Genomic DNA, 17,915 nt, shown 5'->3' with positions numbered 1-17,915 from the left:
TCGTCAGACTACTGCGCGCCGGCATGCGCACGTGTCAGTGGTCCGACGACTTGATACAGATCCAGGGGAAAGGCGACTGCACGGAGACCAGTCCGGCGAGGCGGTTGGTGATGGAGCGGGGGTCGTGCAGCAATTGCAACGTGAAGTCATCAAACGTTTTCCAATCGTGATGATGATAAAACGGTTTCATACCTGACTGTTGCAGGTTGAAATATTCAGCAGATCTGGCGCGTGCAGAGATCACTTCGGCGCTGTCGTAGATCGGCGTATCGATGATGTGGATCTCTCCGCCGGGTGAAAGCTGACGAAACAGTTTGCCGGTAAGCTTCTTCACATCGGGAAAATACTGGAGGCTGCTGGCCAGGATAATGTAATCAAACTCAGGAAGAGCGCCGGTTGTAAAAATATCCGCGTAAGCGAATGAAAGCCGGTTGACAGGATTAAAAACACTTGCGGCCTGAAGCAGCTCTGTTTCATTGAGGTCCATGCCCAGCACCTCGGTGTTGGCGAGCAAGGCCAGGTGATGCGAAAGCCATCCATTGCCGCAGCCCAGCTCGAGGATCCGTTTCGGACTTTTTTTTGCCTCCAGATAACCGCACAATTTTCTGAGAGAGGTCTGCCTGATCTTCCATTCTTTTTTCAGGTGATGGTCAGGGGCAATGCTGGGAAGCTCTTTTACAACGCTATCGGTATACACACGTTTCTCACGTTGCCTGAGCTCAACGTAGTTCTTTTCAAATTCAAGGTTCGTTTCGATCCCTGACTGATAAAAGATCTTATTGTTGAATACAAATGCTGCGTTGTGGGTCAGCTGCTCCCGCAAGGTCATATCGGTGGATTGTACTGGAAAGTTACAATAATATGATCGGCCCACCGGTTAAACGGGAAATTATTCCTGAGCAAAGCATCTGTTTTTCTAAGGGTGGCATACAGGCGGGGGTGGAGGCGCGGAAAATCGCCACGGTGCGGTTGCGGTGAAAGCGCCGCCAGGCCTTCTGTTTTAATAAATTCGAAAGAAGGCCCAAAGGCAGTCCTGATATCTGACAGGGAATGATAGTAGGTTCTGAAAAATTCTCCCTCAAGATGGGCGAGCACTCCTTCGCTGCCAAAGCGCCTGAACGCCTGCCGCGGATGCCCTTTGAAAATCCACAGCAATTCCCACACACAAACCGGGGGCATGATCACCCAGGTTACATAAGCGCCTTTTTTCAACAACGTTGGCAAATGACGGGTAACTTCAGCAAGGTTACGAATACAATTCAGTCCTCCGAAGTTCGAGAACACGTAATCGAATTCTCCTTCCACCTGGTTGAGCTGGTCGTATGAAAGCTGCTGGCATGTGAGCATGCCGGAGCGCTGGTGCGTGGCGATCTTCTTTTCGATCTCGCGGATCATTCCATCAGAGATATCGATGGCATGTACACGATGGCCCAGCGACGTGAGGTGCAGCGCATCGATGCCTGTGCCTGCATTGAGCTCCAGCACGTGGCTACCGGGTTTCAGAAACTGGTCCAGGTGTTCATAGACCTGATGGCGCATATCCTGTAACACGGGATTGGCGCGGTCTTCTTCGTCATAACGAGTCGATTGCCGGGTGAAAGCCCGGTTCACTGCTTCCTGATGGTCTATCGCCTGGATCAAATGATATTACATTAACTGAAGGTCAATGATAAAGTTATCAGCCATGCCCGAGAATGCAGGGGAGGTGTTGATCTTTTTTTCAAACTCGTTCAGCCGCAGCAGCCAGCGTTTTTTGAGTGAAAAAAGTCTCTCGATATAAGAAGGTGGCAGCGCGAGCCCAACGGGTTTGAGGGAGACCAGGCGGAATTTGGGCTTCGCCCACGTCTTGATCTGGGAAGGCTGATAGAACCACGTTCTAACGGTGGTACCATAAAAATCTGAGATCACTTCTTTGGAGGTGAGCCTCCTGAAGGCTTTCCTGAACTGAAAGCGCAGCAGGAAAAAGATGGTTTCCCATGCGCAGAACTTGGGCATCACCACGCCGATAAAACGTCCTCCAGGATTGAGTATCTCGGGAAGCTTCTCCAGCAGTTTTTTAAACGATTCGGGATTGATGCAGTTGAGGCCGCCAAAGTTGGAAAATACGAGATCGAATTTTTTATCGAACAAGGTTTCGCTGAAGCTGTCGAGGTCGAGGTAATGCGAGCTGATGCTGTGCTGCATCGAAAACTGTTCGGATTTTTTCTGGGTCACCTTCAGCATCTCCTGGCCGATATCGGTAGCCACGATGTTAAAGCCGCGCTCCTCGAACAGGGTTGCATCTTCGCCGGTGCCGTAATTCAGTTCCAGCATCTCGAAACCGCGCAGCTGGGGCACAATACTTTCAATGTATTTCCATACCTGTTTGCGCTGCAACTGGCCGATCGTGCTCCGGGTGAAAACGGAGTCGTAAGTAGATGCGATATGATCGAACGGCACTGCCATAACTTTTTTAAATCATGCTGTTTCCAGGGTTTTAAGCCTGATCTGTTGTGCAAAGGCTTTCGGGATATAATAAAACGTCGCCAGTCCCGTGCGCAGGTCCCTATAGCTAAGACGCAAAGGGTTGCTCAAGAGTTTCCGCAATGTATGATAACCTTTGTGTTTACGGTAAATACTGTGGACGTAACGGTGTAATTGCCGATAATAAGCGGTTTTAAAGGTACTTTCAAACATCATGTCCAGGTCATCCGATTCACTCCAGTTCTTTTTCTCCCTGAGCTGGTTTTTCACTTTTTCATAAAATTTTGTGCCGGGCAGGGGATAGGAAACGGAGATCCCTACCTCGTCTGGCAAAAGATCCACCACCATCTGGATGGTTTTGCCGATGTCGTCGCGGCTTTCACCCAGGTATCCGAACTGCAGGAAAAAAGCAACCTTCACACCCTTCTGCTTCAGCAACCGGCTAGCGTCCACGATCTGCTCTACCGTGGTTCCCTTATCCATGGCGTCGAGGATCTTTTGTGAACCCGATTCCGCGCCCACCCATACAGTCTCCGCACCCGATTGTGCCAGGGCGTCAATGGTATCTTCTTCCAGCAAGAGATCCACACGCGACTGGATCTTATACTGAAAACTTAGCCGTCTTTCTTTCACCAGATCCCTGAACTCACACACCCATCCCGGCTTTAGACCGAAAATATCATCGCACATCCAGAAATGATCGGGCTTGTATGTTTCCAGAAGGTACGCTATCTCACGAATAACGTGCTGCGGCGACCGTGAAGTATACCGGTTGCCATAGATCGGTTTGGCACACCAGTTACATTTGAACGGGCAGCCCCGGGTGGTAGCAATGTTCAGCGAAAAATAACCGTGATGACGCAACCATATTTTGCGGTAAGCAGCTATATCCACGAGGTCCCACGCGGGCAGGGGCAAGCTGTCAAGGTCTTTGATCACAGGTCTTGTGCCGGTGAGCATGTTTTCATCCGCCCTTCTGAAAGCAAGGCCCTGCACCTGCGCGGCATCTCCACCCTGATCGAGAGTCAGCAACAATGACTTCAGTGTTTCTTCACCTTCTCCGCGCACCACATAGTCTGCGCCATGTGAAAAATACTTCTCATAATGATCGGCGGCATCGGAGCTCGATACGATCACGATGCATCCCAATGCTTTTGCTTCGGTGCTCATCACGAAAGCGGCTTCACGCATTTTTGTGAGACACATTTTGGTGAGATAGTTGAAGCCATCATCATAGATAACGAAGTAGCGAGGCCGTATGCGCTGCAGCATGGGCATGAGCTCATGTGGCGAGTCTCTCAGGTTGGTATCGAAGAGCGAGACACTGTAGCCCGCATCCCTGAGCACAGCTGCCGCCTGAATGGTTCCCAGCGGCGGATACGGCTGTTTGAACTTCCATTGCTTCGCATCGAATTTATAAAAGTAAGAATGTGTGAATAGCACCGTGCTCATTTCATTCGAGGTCAAATTTTTTCGCGAAGGCTTCCAGCTTTTGCTGATACCGCTCCATCACCTTTTTTTGGAAGTTCTTCGGATGATTTTTGGAAACGTATTTCTTGGTCTTGAAGGCGATCCCGAAATCAGCCGCATCATAACTTTCCTGGTAAAGTTTCTTCCAGCGGCGGAGCGTGGTAAACATGAAGAAACGTTCAAGCGCATTGCCGAAGAAAATGTTCAACATTGCTTCCATGATCTTTTTCAGCAGACCGTGTCTGGCTGCGGGAACTTCCTTTACCTGCCGGGGTACAAAGTTGGGGAAGTACCGGAGTAGCCAGGGATTATTTTTCTTCAGGAGCTGCTCGTAATACTCCGCACCCTGAAGGGGGATGACCGTAGCCAGCTCTGTTGCCGTGAACAGGTTTTGCTCTTCGATCACCATGTGTTGGGTATCTACGAAATAATTTGCGCAAAAGAACTTGTGAGAATTGTTGAGGAAGATGCGCTTGTAGAGCACCAGCAATGTGCGGCTGATCCATAATCGGTTAGGCGCGGTGACAACAAAAAAATCGAGGTCTGAATTTTCGTCCATGTAGTCTTTGGACAAAGATCCTGATGCCATCACTGCCCGCACAAAGGGGAAACCGGAAATGAACGCTGCCACCTTATTAGCTTTGGGAAGCCATTTCTCCGCTTCCGCATTTCCGTTTAACCGCCGATGCACATTTTGTTCATCTGGCTGAAGGCTGTAAAGCTCTCCGAACCGGTAAAGGTATTGCTGGCTGGCCAGTGAGTCGAGGGCTGCGGTCACTTCTTCCTTCGTCACATCACCGATGCCCAGGAACTGAAAAACTTCCCTTGACTTCAGAGGATAATTGAAAATGTCATAGTACATCAGTGTTCTGATGATGCTCTGATCGAGGGTGGTATAATGGTTAACTTCCTGCACTGAAGAGCTTTAGTTTAAAAACCTCTGACTGGAAAGACCGCCGCTGAAAAACCAACAGCGACTGGAACACGGCAAAGAACGCGATCCCCTTCTGAACCTCGAGCGCCGACTCAGTCAGGCACAACGCGGCAAAGAGAAAACTGAAAGCAAGGAATAAATAATCACGCACCGTCCAGGCGCAGATCAGCGGAAAGATCAGGTACAGACAAAAGATCAGCAGTCCCGGAATGCCATTGCCGATGAGCAGGTAAAGGTACTGGCTGTGCGGGTCGTGTGTACCCATCACGTTGGTGATCTCATAGGCATCGCCGGTTTGCTTCATTAGCCCGATCACATCGCCTGTGCCGCTTCCGAGCAGCGGATTGGTTCTGCCGTATGCTTTGAGCGCCAGCCACCACAGTGATGCCCTGATCTCGGTAGAAGTTTTATAAAGCGACTTTTCGCGGATCTCCAGCGAGCTCATACCAAGCTCCTGCAGGTTCCGGTAACGGCTCACGGGATTGACGAACAACAACGCTAGCGCTACCAGCATCAGCAAAATTATGGTCAGCGATGTGGTGAACGACCTGCGGACGGCAAGCCGGTAGCCAGCCACTAAAAGATACACCGTGATCAGCGAAATGATGATGATCCGCGAAGAGAGCAATATGATCATTATGGAGAATAGCAGAATGGCCACGCTCATCAAAACCTTCTGCACACGCGTAAGCTGCACGGACAGTATTTCATGGAGCAGGAAAAAAATACAGAACGCCAGGTACATGGAGAAGTAGGCGGGATGAATGGCAATACCTTCGGCAAGCGCGGTGTAAGAGAAGAACAACCACGTATATTCCCGTGTGGGATGCAGCGTGTCGAATTCCGAACCATTGAGGTAGCTGATGGTTGGGTCCGGTACGTGGGGAGTATGCAGGTTGGTTTGCCACACCGCGTACCCGAGGCAGATCAACGTTCCGGCCAGGCACGCCATCACAAAAAGATAAAAAAGGCGCCGGATGTCTGTCTCGTCCAGTTTGATAGCGGTAGTAGCGAGCACCAGCGGAACCAGGAAGAAGAACAATTTCTTTTCGAATGAAAATACCCCTTCTTTCATGTTGCCCGTATACAGTAAGCCGATCACGAGCCAGAGGGCGAAGAGCAGCAGGACTTTGAGCAGAAAACTTTTTTTAATAACCGCCAGTTTTTCAGCCCATCGGCCTTCGATGATCCACAGCACAATGAGAAACACAAAGGCGGTATGGCAGAGTGTTACGGAGAAAGGCAAAGCCACCACGGCCATGCTGAGCGCCGCGAACAGCAGGTTCTTGCTCACTATGGTGTGCCGGTCAGTCACCCGAGAATTTTAATAAGATCTGCTGGTTGATATGCTCGCGTTCTGTGTCATTGAACCATCCCCATTTGTTAAAATATTTGATGGCACTCAGGATGTGATAGATCAGGATCAGGTAGTTCTTGTAAGAACCCCGCTGGTTGTAATGATAGATAACGGCTTCGGGAAAAAAAACGGTGCGGTAATGTTTGTGGATCCTGCGGGTGAGGTCTGTGTCTTCGGTGTACAGAAAGATCTCTTCGTCAAACAAGCCTACCCTGCGAAGCGTATCCATGCGCAGGAACATAAAACATCCCGAAAGGAACGGAACATCCATCACCTTGTCGTATCCGGAGAAACGCATTTCGTACCAGTGATTCAAACGGTCGAGCCACGAAGGGAAGAATTGCAGGAACCGGCGGGTAAATAAAATGAAAGGAGACGGCAGCAGTTTGCAGAGCGGCTGCAGGCGGCCATCGGGATAGAGCACCTTGGGCATGATCAGTCCCACCTGGCCCTCCGCATCCATAAAGGCGCGCAGCTTGTCTACCACGTTGTGTTCGAAATACACATCAGGATTCAGGATGATGTGATACGTCGATTGTCTCTCCATCGCATCCTTCAGGGCAATGTTGTGTCCGGCGCCGAAACCGATGTTCTTGTTGTTGAAAATATAGTTGATACGCGGATGAACGAAGTGTTGCCTGCATTCATCGGTGGGTGAATTATCGATCAGGTATAACGTGGAATCTGTTGTACTCTTGAGAAAGCTTTGAACGGCCCCTTTGAGCTGTTCGAGATTGTTTTTATAAATAACGATCGAAGCGGTGATCTTATCCTGCATAAGACTTATGTAAAAAAAGGCTCTTGATAATACGGTAACGGTTCACCACTTTCCGTGGCAACGAAAAGACACTGGTCCCTCCGGTAGAAGAGGCGTTGGAGGAATGCCTGCGATGATATACCAGCACATCGGGGATGAATTGCACCCTGAAGTACATTTCTCCGATCAGGCCGATCCAGAAATCATGAATGGGGATGTCTTTCGGAAAAGGAAGCGCGCGGTTGAGCAGCCTCCGGTTGAAGGCCATGCAGCAACCCATGTAGGAGTTCTTGAGGATGTTCCTGATCAACCCTTTGCCAGATTTGTTGTGGGTGAAAAAAGATCTGTTCTTGATGTTAAGGGAGTGGTCAACCACCAGGCAATCGCTGATCACCAGGTCGTGCTCCTTCAGTTGCTGGAGCATCACTTCAACTTTCGAGGGCAACCATATGTCATCCTGGTCGGCCAAAAAAATAAACTCACCGCTGCTGGCTTTCAGGCTGGCTTCGAAATTACGGGTTACACCTTGGGAGACGTTGTGCCGGATCAGCTTGATCCGTTGATCCTGGTACGATTGAATGATCTGAACGGTGTCATCCGTGGATCCATCGTCTGAAATGATGAGCTCGTCGGCGGCACTCAGCTGTGACAAAATGGAATCGATCTGCGCGGCAACGTAGCTTGCTCCATTTTTTGTAGCCATACACACTGAGATCATCGTACCCGATTAAATTAAATGATTCCGCCTATAAATCAAAGCTAGAGGTTTCAATAAGTTTTGAATTCAGGGATTTGTCACCTTGTTGTTGACGAAAAATTTCTGTGTCTCGGGAAACTTTTTTGAAAGATAATGAAGAAGAAAAGGATAGAGCAGCTGGAAGCTGAAGCCGGTGAACCGGATGGTGTTGTCGAACGCCAGGAAAAGGAACATGGTGCAGAGAATGGAAAAGCCGCTGAGAAAAAAAGGTGAGGTTGCCGGGAGCGTTCTCATGTACAACCAGGGTATCGCAGCCACGGCGCAGGCCATCAGGAACATGCCGGCCCATCCCCAGTAACTGAAAGAGCGGGCATACACCGTGGAAACATTGAACGGACCCGGAATGGTGTTCTCCTTTTCGGGCTCGAGATGAAAACGGGTGTTGATCCTTTTGGAAATAAAATCCATCAGCAGCTCGTTGTTGATCATCTCCGCCAGTTTGCCAACGCTCGGGTCACCGGCATCTTTGGTGTTAACGGTATGCTGAAGGTTGGCCAGCGGCGATGAGATATAAATGTAAGCCCAGAAATATTCCCTGGGCACATGCGACGTAACGAACCGGTGGTTGGCACGCCCGGTTTGCATGAACAGCTCAGTGGTGTACGGCTTCCGCGCCTCACGTGATACCCGCAGCGAGCCCAGCACACCGAACAGGTACAACAGCACCGCCAGTGACACAGGCAACGCCAGCCACCAGATCCTCGGGATCCGGTTCACAGACATGAGCAGCAAAAAGAAGCTTGACGACAGGTTGAACAGGAACATGCCACGATTGTAAATGAGAATGGCGGCAAACAGGTTTACGAGGTAAAGAACAAGGATGATCCTTCGCCGTGACGAGAGATAAAGATGAAAAAGACAAACTGTATAAAACGAGCTGAAGGTAACAATGAACACATGCAGCGAAGGTATGCCGAACGTTCTGTAGTTATAAGGTTGGTTCAGCAGGAGCTTCATCAGCGGGATGCCGCCCGCATACATAAACTCACAGGCCCACAACGCATACACGAATAGTGTAACCCGCAGGGCCCCTTTTTCTGAAAAAGGTGCTATGGATGTGAAGATATTGCCTGGCCTGCGGATGCGTGTGCCCAGGTACACATGAAAGCCGATGGTGACGAGCAGGAAGGCAAGCAGTGACCAGGAGAGCTCCGGGTAGAGATCAGACCAACCCAGCAGGTAAGTGACAATGGCCGCGATGAAAGAAAAAGCATAGCAGAAATAAGGGTTGATCATGTGCCCGGTGCTTGTGTTGCGTGAACAAAAAATGTCTTGATAAATCCGGCCCGCCTGTAGAGCAGCGTGAGGTAAACAGCACGCAGAAAGGTTCTGCCAAAATATACATAGAAAGGACCATACTCGCGGCCCATCACGAAAGCTCCGAGGCAAAAGAAATGGAACCGCTCCAGCGAAGCGCGCCACGGCAGGGCTGAAGTTTCGGACAGGTCATGACGCAGGGAGTCGTCTACCACGATAAAATGTTCCACCTGTGTTTTTAACTTTTCGCCGAAGGCAATGTCGCTGAAATCGAGGGGGATTTCTGGATGATATCCGTCAACTTCCCGGAAGGTGCTATGAAGCACGAGAAGACCACTGTTGACAAAGCGATAAGCCTGAAGTGGAAGGGTGGCTTGTGTTACGTCGATCCGTTCACCGCTTCCCCATCGCCACCGGAAGGGAGAGACAAAACCATCGGGATCATAAAGCCTCGGCACAAACACAACGCCTTGCGGGTTGCAGGCCACCGCGTCGAAAAGTTTGTGGTAATATGATATTGTGGTTGCCGTATCCTGGTCGAGCAGGTGCATCCACTTTTTGCCAAGGTCTGCCGCCAGCGCTGAAGCTTCATTATATGCTTTGCCTGTTCCGGCGTTGGAAGGATCGTGCCGGTAAATGATGTGGCTGGCGTGGCTGGTGCTGGGCGCAGGGCTGTTATCATAAACGAAAATGGAGAGTGTTGTCTGCGTGTGGCGGGCGAGCTCCATGAGCGTGTTATAGGAAGGCGATTGCTCCGGCTTTTTTTTGTAAAGCACCACCACAAAAAGAATTTCCTGAAGAAAATCTGAAAGATCCATCGCCATCACTCCTTAAATACAAGGTATAAAAAAATTAAGGGTTTAAAATTATCGATGTGTGGCAGCACACAATTGTAATTTTTGTTTGATTTTCTGCAAAAAGGATAGAATTTTAAGCTTCACGTTCGTCACTAAAACCGAGACATACATCATGGGTACGATCCGATCTTTTGAGGATTATCAGGAACAGTATAAAAAGAGCATTGAAGATCCGGAAGCCTTCTGGGCTACCATAGCAGGAGAATTTCAATGGCGGAAAAAATGGAATAAAGTTCTTGAATGGGATTTTCACAAGCCCGAGGTGAAATGGTTTATCGGTGGCAAGCTTAACATCACAGAGAATTGTATTGACCGCCATTTGCCTCAGCGCGCGAAGCAGACGGCGATCATCTGGGAGCCTAACAACCCGAAGGATGAAGCGCTTCACATCACCTATCAGCAGCTTTCGGAGGAAGTGGGTAAGACCGCCAATATGCTCAAGGCGCAGGGAGTCAAAAAGGGCGACCGGGTATGCGTTTACCTGCCCATGATCCCGCAGCTGGCCTACACCCTGCTTGCCTGCGCACGCATCGGTGCTGTGCACTCAGTTGTGTTCGCGGGTTTCTCGGCCAAGTCGCTGATCGACCGCATCACTGATGCCGGCAGCACGATCGTGGTGACGGCCGACGGAGGTTTTCGTGGCGATAAAACCATCAATCTGAAAGGTATCGTTGACGAGGCGCTGGAAAAATGCCCCGATGTGTCAAGGGTCATTGTATACGAGCACACCAAAACGAAAGCTCCGATGAAGGTGGGCAGGGATCTGTGGTGGCACGAAGAGATCAAAAAAGTGAATGCCCAGTGCCCCGCCGAAGAAATGGACGCGGAAGACCTGCTCTTCATCCTGTATACTTCCGGCTCCACCGGCAAGCCCAAAGGTATGGTGCACACCTGCGGAGGCTACATGGTGTACACGAACTATACGTTCAGAACAGCCTTCAATTACGAGGAGGGACAGGTATACTGGTGTACAGCCGATATCGGTTGGATCACCGGCCACTCTTACATCTTGTACGGCCCGTTGTCAGCTGGCGCCACCACCGTCATGTTTGAAGGTGTGCCTTCGTGGCCTGACTGGGGCAGGTTCTGGCAGGCTATCGAACGGCATAAGATCAACATCTTTTATACCGCACCCACGGCCATACGATCGCTGGAAAAAGCGCCGATCAGCTTTGTTGAAAGCCATGACCTTTCATCGCTGAAAGTGTTGGGCACCGTAGGAGAACCTATCAACGAGGAAGCGTGGAACTGGTATGACAAGAACATCGGCAAAGGCAAATGCCCTATCATCGACACCTGGTGGCAGACGGAGACCGGCGGCTTTATGATTTCACCGATAGCCCACGCTACGAAGCTGAAACCGGCTTTTGCCACACTGCCGCTTCCGGGAGTGCAACCGGCCGTGATGAATGAGAGCGGACTCGAGATCAAGGGCAACAACATAGAAGGAAGACTCACCATCAAATTCCCATGGCCGTCTATGGCGCGAACCATTTACGGCGACCATCAACGTTTCAAGGATACTTACTTCTCAACGTTCCCCGGAAAATATTTCACCGGCGATGGCTGTAAACGCGATGAAGACGGTTACTACAGGATCACCGGAAGGGTAGACGACATCATCATCGTATCTGGTCACAACCTGGGTACAGCGGAGATCGAAAGTGCCATCACCGAGCACAAAAACGTTGTTGAAACTGCCGTGGTCGGCTTCCCGCACGATATCAAGGGACAAGCCGTTTATGCGTTTGTGATCCTCCACGATAAACCGGGCAATGACGAAACACTGCGCGGCGAGATCCGCGAAACCGTGTCAAAGATCATCGGCCCCATCGCCAAACCAGACAAGATCCAGTTTGTGAGTGGCCTTCCTAAAACCCGCTCGGGCAAGATCATGCGGCGTATCCTGAGGAAAGTGGCAGAAGGCGATACCGCGAATCTGGGCGACACTTCCACGCTGCTCGATCCGGCGGTGGTAGACGAGATCAAGGCTGGCGCGTTATAGAACCCGCCTAAACTTCGAATCACAGAGAAATATGGGTGTCACGCGCCCATATTTTTTTATTTTGCTGGCTAAATGAAGAACAAGCTGCATCATTCTTTCCTGCTGTGCCTCCTGATCATTGGCCTGCTGCTCGTTCTTTCTTTAATTCCGGAGATCGACGTCGGTCCGTTCACCCTAAAAAAAGTCGATCTGCTGTCAGAGATTCGGAAGGACGTGCCTGACACACTGGTTGCCAAAGGCACCGAGATCCCTGATTCGATCGTGGCCAAGCAGGATTCCATTGTTCAGGAGATCCGCGAAACCTGTCCGCCCGGGATCACCTGCATCGAAGATTACAGCGGCGACGGCACAGCGTTGAAACATTTTACCAGAGAGCTTTCGAAGGTCAAAGGGTCCGATGGCACACTGCGGGTCGCTTTCTACGGCGACTCTTTTATTGAAGGAGATGTTTTCTGTGGAAGCTTTCGCGACACATTGCAATCCATTTTTGGTGGGAGAGGTGTAGGCTACGTTCCCATCACCTCTAACGTGTCTGGTTTTAGGAACACGATCAAGCACCGGTTCGATGAGTGGCATACGGTTTCATTGGTAAAGAACGATTCGGTGACCAGCATCGGTCCTTCAGGTTACTGTTTCATACCACGCGAAGGAAACTGGGTGGAGTACAGGCCCTCGAAACAACGGTACCTCCGCGAGTTCAATACCATCAAGCTCTACTACAAAAGCCTGCGCGACGCTATCCTTCATTATAACATCGATACGGTGGAAGCTTCGGAGCCACTGGAGCCGTCTGCCAAAATGCAGGAATGGACCTTCCATGGAAAGAGCGTCAAGACCGTAAGATTTGAATTCTTTCCTTTCGACAGCCTTTGGGTATATGGTGCGAGCTTCGAGCAGGGACCGGGCATCTATGTCGATAACTTTTCACTTCGCGGAAACTCGGGCCTGACGCTGAATGCTATCGACCCTGATATGTACCGGGAGTTCAATCGCTATCGCAAATACAAGCTGATCATTCTCCAGTTCGGGCTGAACCTGATCGTTGAGAAATCGCTGAACTATACCGCGTATACAACCCGGATGATCCGCGTGGTGAACCAGCTCAAAAGATTGTTTCCCGATTGCAGTTTTCTGTTGCTCAGCGTGAGCGACCGCAGCAGCAACGTGAACGGCGATTTTCAGACCATGAGTGCCATACCGGCCATGCGAAACGCGCAACGCCTCATCGCCAAGGAAACCGGTATTGCCTTCTGGGACATGTACCAGGCCATGGGCGGAGAGAACAGCATGGTGAAGTTTGTGCAGGCAAAACCCGCGCTCGCCGCCAAAGATTACACCCACCTCACATTTAAAGGTGGCAGAAAACTGGCCGGCGCGCTGGTGAAGAGTTTACTTTTTGAGAAGGAGAAGTATGAGAAGAATAGTAGGCAGTAGGCTCCCGATAGCTATCGGGGTAACAGTAGTCAAAAATTTCCCAATGGCATTGGTTTTCCATTGCCTATTGCCTGTTGCCTACTGCCTACTGGCACCTGCCGCCTACGCTCAGGATACGCTTTCGTTCACGTACAAGAGTTACGGATTGGAGAACGACTCAATGAACGTGATCCAGAATGTTGGGCATCTTGATGAGTTTTACGAGAGCCTTTACCGGCTGAAGAAGCTGGGCGACCGTGTGGTGAACATGGTGCATATCGGTGATTCTCATATACAGGCAGAATACCTGACCCATGCTGTGCGGAAGAACTTTCACCGCGACTTCGGCAATGCGGGCAGAGGACTGGTTGTGCCGGCCCGGTTAGCCGGTACGAACGAAGCGTTCAACATTGTGACCTCATCGAATGTGACCTGGCAGGCCAAACGTTGCATCTATCCTGATCAGCCCCTGCCCATCGGCATCGGCGGCATCACCATCAACACCAGTGTGCCGGGAGCAAGGCTCGATGTGTTTATGAAAGACCTCTGGTTCGATTATTCTTTCAACGCCGTAACGTTGTTCTTTCTGAAAGACGTCACCAGCTTTCATTTTTCTGTAAAAGACACAGCCGACCAGGAGCTGGGATTCATCGGCCCGTTCACCAGCGAGCCGTTCAGCAACTATTCACGCATTGTATTACCCCACAGCGTGAGTGCCATGCGCCTGGAGACCTTGAAGTCCACACCCGAGCAGGTGCAGGCCACCATCTTCGGCATGAGCCTCGAGAACGGAAGGAACGGCGTGTTGTACCATGCCATCGGTGTGAACGGCGCCAAGTATGCGCATTACAATGCAGCCATGTTCCTCGCCGGACAGACTGCCGCGTTGAAACCGGAGTTGTTCATCATCTCGCTGGGTACAAACGAGTCGCTGGACTATCCCTACCTCGATAAAAATTTCCTTCAGAACATCGACAAGCTCATTACTTCACTTCGCGGCAGCAATCCCAACGCAAAGTTTATTCTGGTTACGCCGCCGGAGTCGTTCAGAAAGAAAATAAAACCGAACCCGGGAATTCCCAAGATCAGAGAGCAGATCATCCGCTACGCTGCGGAGAACGGTCTTGCGTTCTGGGACATGTACAAGGCCATGGGGGGCGAGCATGCGGCACAGGCATGGAAAACCGTCGGCCTGCTGCGGGCAGACGGGATCCATTTTACAAGGGACGGTTATGATTATCAGGGCAACCTTTTATACAATGCATTGATCAAAGGCTACAATCAATATGTTTCCTTTCGACATCCATAAGATCGCACAGCAGTTTGTGTACAATGCACAGGAACCGTTTCTTTTCAATAGCGGATTCTTCCTGTGGCTGTTCACGGGCTTCCTGTGGATCTACGTGGCGCTCAGTCCCACGCACCGGCCGAAGATGATCTTTGTGATCCTCTTTTCACTGTATTTCTATTACAAATCCAGCGGGGTTTATTTTGTGCTGCTGCTCTTTGCAACAGTGATTGATTTTACACTTGCCAAACTGATCTACAACGCCAGGGAGAAATGGGAGCAGAAATTTTATATCGCGGTCACACTGCTGATCAACCTGGGCATGCTGGGTTATTTCAAATACACCAATTTTCTCTTCGAATCTTTTTATGGTTTCACCGGCCGGGAGTTCGAGCCTATGGATATTTTTCTGCCGGTAGGCGTCTCGTTCTTCACTTTCCAGTCGCTGAGTTACACGCTCGATGTGTATCGCGGCAACCTGAAGCCTGTTGACAACATCATCGATTACGCGTTCTTTGTTTCGTTCTTTCCGCAGCTGGTGGCAGGGCCTATTGTGAGGGCAGCAGATTTCCTGCCGCAGATTCATAAACCCACCTTTGTCACTGGCGAAATGTTTGGCCGCGGTGTTTTTCTCATCGGCTGTGGATTGTTCAAAAAAGCGGTGATCTCCGACTATATCAGCGCCAATTTTATTGACCGCGTCTTTGAAGCTCCCACACTGTATTCAGGATTGGAAAACCTGTTTGCCGTCTATGGTTATGCGCTGCAGATCTACTGTGATTTCTCCGGTTACTCTGACATGGCCATCGGCATTGCACTTTTGCTGGGATTTCATTTCCCGCTCAATTTCGATTCTCCTTATCAGTCGCGGAACATTACCGAATTCTGGAGGAGGTGGCACATTTCACTCTCAACCTGGCTCAGGGATTATTTATACATCTCGCTGGGTGGGAACCGGAAAGGAAAAGTGAGAGCGTATCTCAACCAGATGATCACCATGCTGCTGGGCGGCCTGTGGCACGGTGCGTCGTGGCGGTTCATCATCTGGGGTGCGTTGCACGGCGCGGCGCTCAGCGTTCACAAGATGTTTGTGGCGTGGCAGGGCGACGAGCAGAAAGACAAGCCAGCGTCAAAATGGACGAAGCGCTTCAATGTTCTGGTCACCTTCCACTTTGTGTGCTTCTGCTGGATCTTCTTCAGGGCCTCGTCGATGGAGTCTGCCGGTGCAATGATCGGCCAGATCATGACCCAGCTCAATCCGCAGATATTTTTCGACTTTATCAGTGGCTATAAAGCTGTGCTGTCGCTGATGGTCATCGGTTATCTGCTGCACTTTATGCCATCGCGCTCGTCGCAGGCCTTCCAAACATTCGTAACGGAGATGCCCCTGGCCCTCAAAGCCGCCTGGATGGTGATCATCATCATGCTGGTAGTGCAGACCAGGTCGGCCGAGATCCAACCGTTCATTTACTTTCAGTTCTGATGACATTAAAATCCGGTTAGAGGAATTTTCTGTAGCACGATTTGATCTATTTTTGCACCGCTTTTAAAATATGAAGAAGAGGATCAGGCGCCACATGCGCTTTGCACGGTATGTTATTTACAAAGAAACCCTTGTCGACATCCGCGAGCATTTATGGACGTTTCTTGGCGCATTTACCGGCATAGGCCTCATCGGTTTTCTTCACAGCAGCTACCTCTCCGTTTCTGATAACCTCTTTCTTGTAGGTTCGTTTGGCGCAAGCTCTGTGCTGATCTATGGCGTGATCAACAGTCCGTTGGCGCAACCGCGCAACCTGATCGGCGGCCACGTCATCAGCGCCATTGTGGGGGTCACCATCAACTACCTCATCCCCGAAGCATGGCTGGCGGCGGCGCTGGCGGTTGCCATTGCCATTGTGCTCATGCAGATCACCAAAACACTTCACCCTCCCGGTGGTGCCACAGCACTCATTGCCATCATCGGTTCCGAAAAGATCAAGAGCTTCGGTTATGCCTATGTGCTCAGCCCGATCTTAACGGGTGTGATCATTCTTCTGCTCGTGGCGCTGGTCTTCAACAACATAACCTCACACCGCAGCTATCCCGCCAACAAACACTGGTTCAAGGTCTGGAGAAGAAAATACAGATAAGCAGTCACACAAAATTCTCACCGCTCATCGACTCATCACAGGAGCTTTGAAATTTTTGATGTACATTCATTCAATGACTGCTCATCAGGTAAACATCTTCCTGTTGCTGTTCGGCGCCCTGCAGGGTTTGTTGCTCAGCATCTGGTTTCTCAGGAACCGGAAGAAGAACAGTGCGCATCTTTACTTCGCGTTGTTCCTCGTCGTTGTTGGCCTTCAGCTCACGTTAAAAGTGATCGCCAAAAGCTGGATGATGGATCACGTGTGGTTCGCGTATATGCTGTCGTACAAACTACCGTACCTGGTGGGACCTTTGCTCTACCTGTACATCAAAGCCCGTCGCGGAGATGTATTCACACAAACCGATCTGCTTCACTTTGCTCCATTTGTGATCTTTACGTTCAACGCGCTCGTTACTTTTTTTACCGGCGGATCTTACAATCTCTATGTGCATCCATACACGCAGGCAGTGCTGCAGCTGTTACAGCTCATCATCTATGGTGCCTTGGCGCTGCAGTTGGGCAACACTGAATTGAATGGTTTTATAAAACGGGTGGTTCTTGCCGAAGCGATCATCATCGTCACCCTGGCCGTGATGGTAGTATACTATGGCCGTTTTCCGGATGTGCGCCTGCTGTTTGTGGTGCTCACGTTGCTGATCTATTGGATCAGCTACCAGGCCATTTCAAAACCAGACCTGTTCCTCGAAGGGGCGCACGCAACGGTTGTTCCTTTGAGCTTGCGTAAGACTGCCAAGTATGCACACTCGGGCCTGAAGCCGGAAGAAGCATTGCGGATTGAAGCCGAGCTTCAGCAGCTGATGAACCACGACAAACTTTTTCTCGATACAACACTGACCATCGATTCACTGTCGGCCAGGATCAACACGTCAAGGCATCACCTCTCGCAGGTGCTCAATGAGAAACTCAACAAAACTTATGGTGATTATATCACAGCGCTGCGGCTTCAGGAGGCGTGCAAAAGGCTGAGCGATCCTTCAAACCTGCGTTATACCATTGCTGCCATCGCCCACGATTCGGGCTTCAGCGCCGTGTCAGGCTTTAATGAAGCCTTCAGGAAACACTATGGAACCACACCTTCCAAGTTTCGTGAACAGCACCTCAACAAAATGAGCGCGTAATAAAATCACCCTTCTGGCGGGATAATTTCTTCACCTGATAATGTTTTCACTTCCAGTCCTATCGGAACAGAAGCATTATCATACGTT

At 50.4% G+C, this 17,915-nt stretch carries 16 protein-coding genes; 6 read left to right on the top strand and 10 right to left on the bottom strand.

The window, feature by feature from the left end; all coding sequences use genetic code 11:
* Positions 1–34: 34 nt before the first annotated feature.
* The 10 genes from KK083_RS18915 to KK083_RS18870 form a co-directional block, all read right to left on the bottom strand.
* Positions 35–829: a class I SAM-dependent methyltransferase gene (locus KK083_RS18915; protein WP_254166180.1), complete on the bottom strand. Its 795-nt coding sequence runs from the start codon at positions 827–829 to the stop codon at positions 35–37.
* Complete coding sequence (locus tag KK083_RS18910; protein ID WP_254166178.1) at positions 826–1,641, bottom strand: class I SAM-dependent methyltransferase; 816 nt, start codon at positions 1,639–1,641, stop codon at positions 826–828. The genes KK083_RS18915 and KK083_RS18910 overlap by 4 nt, the downstream gene beginning before the upstream one ends.
* A gap of 6 nt (positions 1,642–1,647) precedes the next feature.
* A complete protein-coding gene (locus KK083_RS18905; protein ID WP_254166176.1) occupies positions 1,648–2,445 on the bottom strand; it encodes a methyltransferase domain-containing protein in 798 nt (265 codons plus the stop codon).
* Between the two features lie 12 nt (positions 2,446–2,457).
* Positions 2,458–3,915 carry a B12-binding domain-containing radical SAM protein gene (locus KK083_RS18900; RefSeq protein WP_254166174.1) on the bottom strand — a complete coding sequence of 486 codons (1,458 nt, stop codon included), beginning with the start codon at positions 3,913–3,915 and terminating at the stop codon, positions 2,458–2,460.
* Position 3,916: 1 nt separating this feature from the next.
* Complete coding sequence (locus tag KK083_RS18895) at positions 3,917–4,849, bottom strand: nucleotidyltransferase domain-containing protein (protein ID WP_254166172.1); 933 nt, start codon at positions 4,847–4,849, stop codon at positions 3,917–3,919.
* Entirely contained in the window at positions 4,836–6,182 is a 1,347-nt protein-coding gene (locus KK083_RS32670) for an O-antigen ligase family protein (RefSeq protein ID WP_254166170.1), read from the bottom strand. The genes KK083_RS18895 and KK083_RS32670 overlap by 14 nt, the downstream gene beginning before the upstream one ends.
* Positions 6,175–7,002, bottom strand: coding sequence for a glycosyltransferase family 2 protein (locus KK083_RS18885; protein WP_254166168.1), 828 nt, complete (start codon positions 7,000–7,002; stop codon positions 6,175–6,177). The genes KK083_RS32670 and KK083_RS18885 overlap by 8 nt, the downstream gene beginning before the upstream one ends.
* Positions 6,992–7,684 (bottom strand): glycosyltransferase family 2 protein, encoded by a 693-nt coding sequence (locus tag KK083_RS18880; RefSeq protein WP_254166166.1) that lies wholly within the window; start codon positions 7,682–7,684, stop codon positions 6,992–6,994. The genes KK083_RS18885 and KK083_RS18880 overlap by 11 nt, the downstream gene beginning before the upstream one ends.
* An 81-nt stretch (positions 7,685–7,765) precedes the next feature.
* A complete protein-coding gene (locus tag KK083_RS18875; protein WP_254166164.1) occupies positions 7,766–8,974 on the bottom strand; it encodes a hypothetical protein in 1,209 nt (402 codons plus the stop codon).
* A complete protein-coding gene (locus KK083_RS18870; protein WP_254166162.1) occupies positions 8,971–9,813 on the bottom strand; it encodes a glycosyltransferase family protein in 843 nt (280 codons plus the stop codon). The genes KK083_RS18875 and KK083_RS18870 overlap by 4 nt, the downstream gene beginning before the upstream one ends.
* A 151-nt stretch (positions 9,814–9,964) precedes the next feature.
* Between KK083_RS18870 and acs the strand changes: the two genes are divergently transcribed.
* The 6 genes from acs to KK083_RS18840 all read left to right on the top strand — a co-directional run bounded on the left by acs (position 9,965) and on the right by KK083_RS18840 (position 17,828).
* Positions 9,965–11,857, top strand: coding sequence for an acetate--CoA ligase (gene acs, locus KK083_RS18865; RefSeq protein ID WP_254166160.1), 1,893 nt, complete (start codon positions 9,965–9,967; stop codon positions 11,855–11,857).
* A 72-nt stretch (positions 11,858–11,929) separates the two neighbouring features.
* Entirely contained in the window at positions 11,930–13,291 is a 1,362-nt protein-coding gene (locus KK083_RS18860) for an SGNH/GDSL hydrolase family protein (protein ID WP_254166158.1), read from the top strand.
* Positions 13,292–13,334: 43 nt separating this feature from the next.
* Positions 13,335–14,579: a GDSL-type esterase/lipase family protein gene (locus KK083_RS18855; protein WP_254166157.1), complete on the top strand. Its 1,245-nt coding sequence runs from the start codon at positions 13,335–13,337 to the stop codon at positions 14,577–14,579.
* Positions 14,557–16,041, top strand: coding sequence for an MBOAT family O-acyltransferase (locus tag KK083_RS18850; protein WP_254166148.1), 1,485 nt, complete (start codon positions 14,557–14,559; stop codon positions 16,039–16,041). The genes KK083_RS18855 and KK083_RS18850 overlap by 23 nt, the downstream gene beginning before the upstream one ends.
* A 70-nt stretch (positions 16,042–16,111) precedes the next feature.
* The gene (locus KK083_RS18845; RefSeq protein WP_254166146.1) at positions 16,112–16,690 is read left to right on the top strand and encodes an HPP family protein; all 579 of its coding nucleotides are present in this window, start codon (positions 16,112–16,114) and stop codon (positions 16,688–16,690) included.
* 73 nt (positions 16,691–16,763) lie between these two features.
* The gene (locus KK083_RS18840) at positions 16,764–17,828 is read left to right on the top strand and encodes a helix-turn-helix domain-containing protein (protein ID WP_254166144.1); all 1,065 of its coding nucleotides are present in this window, start codon (positions 16,764–16,766) and stop codon (positions 17,826–17,828) included.
* Positions 17,829–17,915 lie beyond the last annotated feature (87 nt).

It is taken from the genome of Chryseosolibacter histidinae, assembly GCF_018598225.1.
GTDB classification, from domain to species: Bacteria; Bacteroidota; Bacteroidia; order Cytophagales; family Cyclobacteriaceae; genus Chryseosolibacter; species Chryseosolibacter histidini.
The sequence above is the reverse complement of the archived record's forward strand: the minus strand, read 5'-3'. Positions and strand labels throughout refer to the sequence as shown.

Coding starts and splice junctions, on each gene's coding strand:
- KK083_RS18915 (WP_254166180.1), bottom strand. CDS start 829: ATGACCTTGCGGGAGCAGCTGACCCACAACGCAGCATTTGTATTCAAC.
- KK083_RS18905 (WP_254166176.1), bottom strand. CDS start 2,445: ATGGCAGTGCCGTTCGATCATATCGCATCTACTTACGACTCCGTTTTC.
- KK083_RS18900 (WP_254166174.1), bottom strand. CDS start 3,915: ATGAGCACGGTGCTATTCACACATTCTTACTTTTATAAATTCGATGCG.
- KK083_RS18885 (WP_254166168.1), bottom strand. CDS start 7,002: ATGCAGGATAAGATCACCGCTTCGATCGTTATTTATAAAAACAATCTC.
- KK083_RS18880 (WP_254166166.1), bottom strand. CDS start 7,684: ATGGCTACAAAAAATGGAGCAAGCTACGTTGCCGCGCAGATCGATTCC.
- KK083_RS18875 (WP_254166164.1), bottom strand. CDS start 8,974: ATGATCAACCCTTATTTCTGCTATGCTTTTTCTTTCATCGCGGCCATT.
- KK083_RS18870 (WP_254166162.1), bottom strand. CDS start 9,813: ATGGATCTTTCAGATTTTCTTCAGGAAATTCTTTTTGTGGTGGTGCTT.
- acs (WP_254166160.1), top strand. CDS start 9,965: ATGGGTACGATCCGATCTTTTGAGGATTATCAGGAACAGTATAAAAAG.
- KK083_RS18860 (WP_254166158.1), top strand. CDS start 11,930: ATGAAGAACAAGCTGCATCATTCTTTCCTGCTGTGCCTCCTGATCATT.
- KK083_RS18855 (WP_254166157.1), top strand. CDS start 13,335: ATGGCATTGGTTTTCCATTGCCTATTGCCTGTTGCCTACTGCCTACTG.
- KK083_RS18850 (WP_254166148.1), top strand. CDS start 14,557: ATGTTTCCTTTCGACATCCATAAGATCGCACAGCAGTTTGTGTACAAT.
- KK083_RS18845 (WP_254166146.1), top strand. CDS start 16,112: ATGAAGAAGAGGATCAGGCGCCACATGCGCTTTGCACGGTATGTTATT.
- KK083_RS18840 (WP_254166144.1), top strand. CDS start 16,764: ATGACTGCTCATCAGGTAAACATCTTCCTGTTGCTGTTCGGCGCCCTG.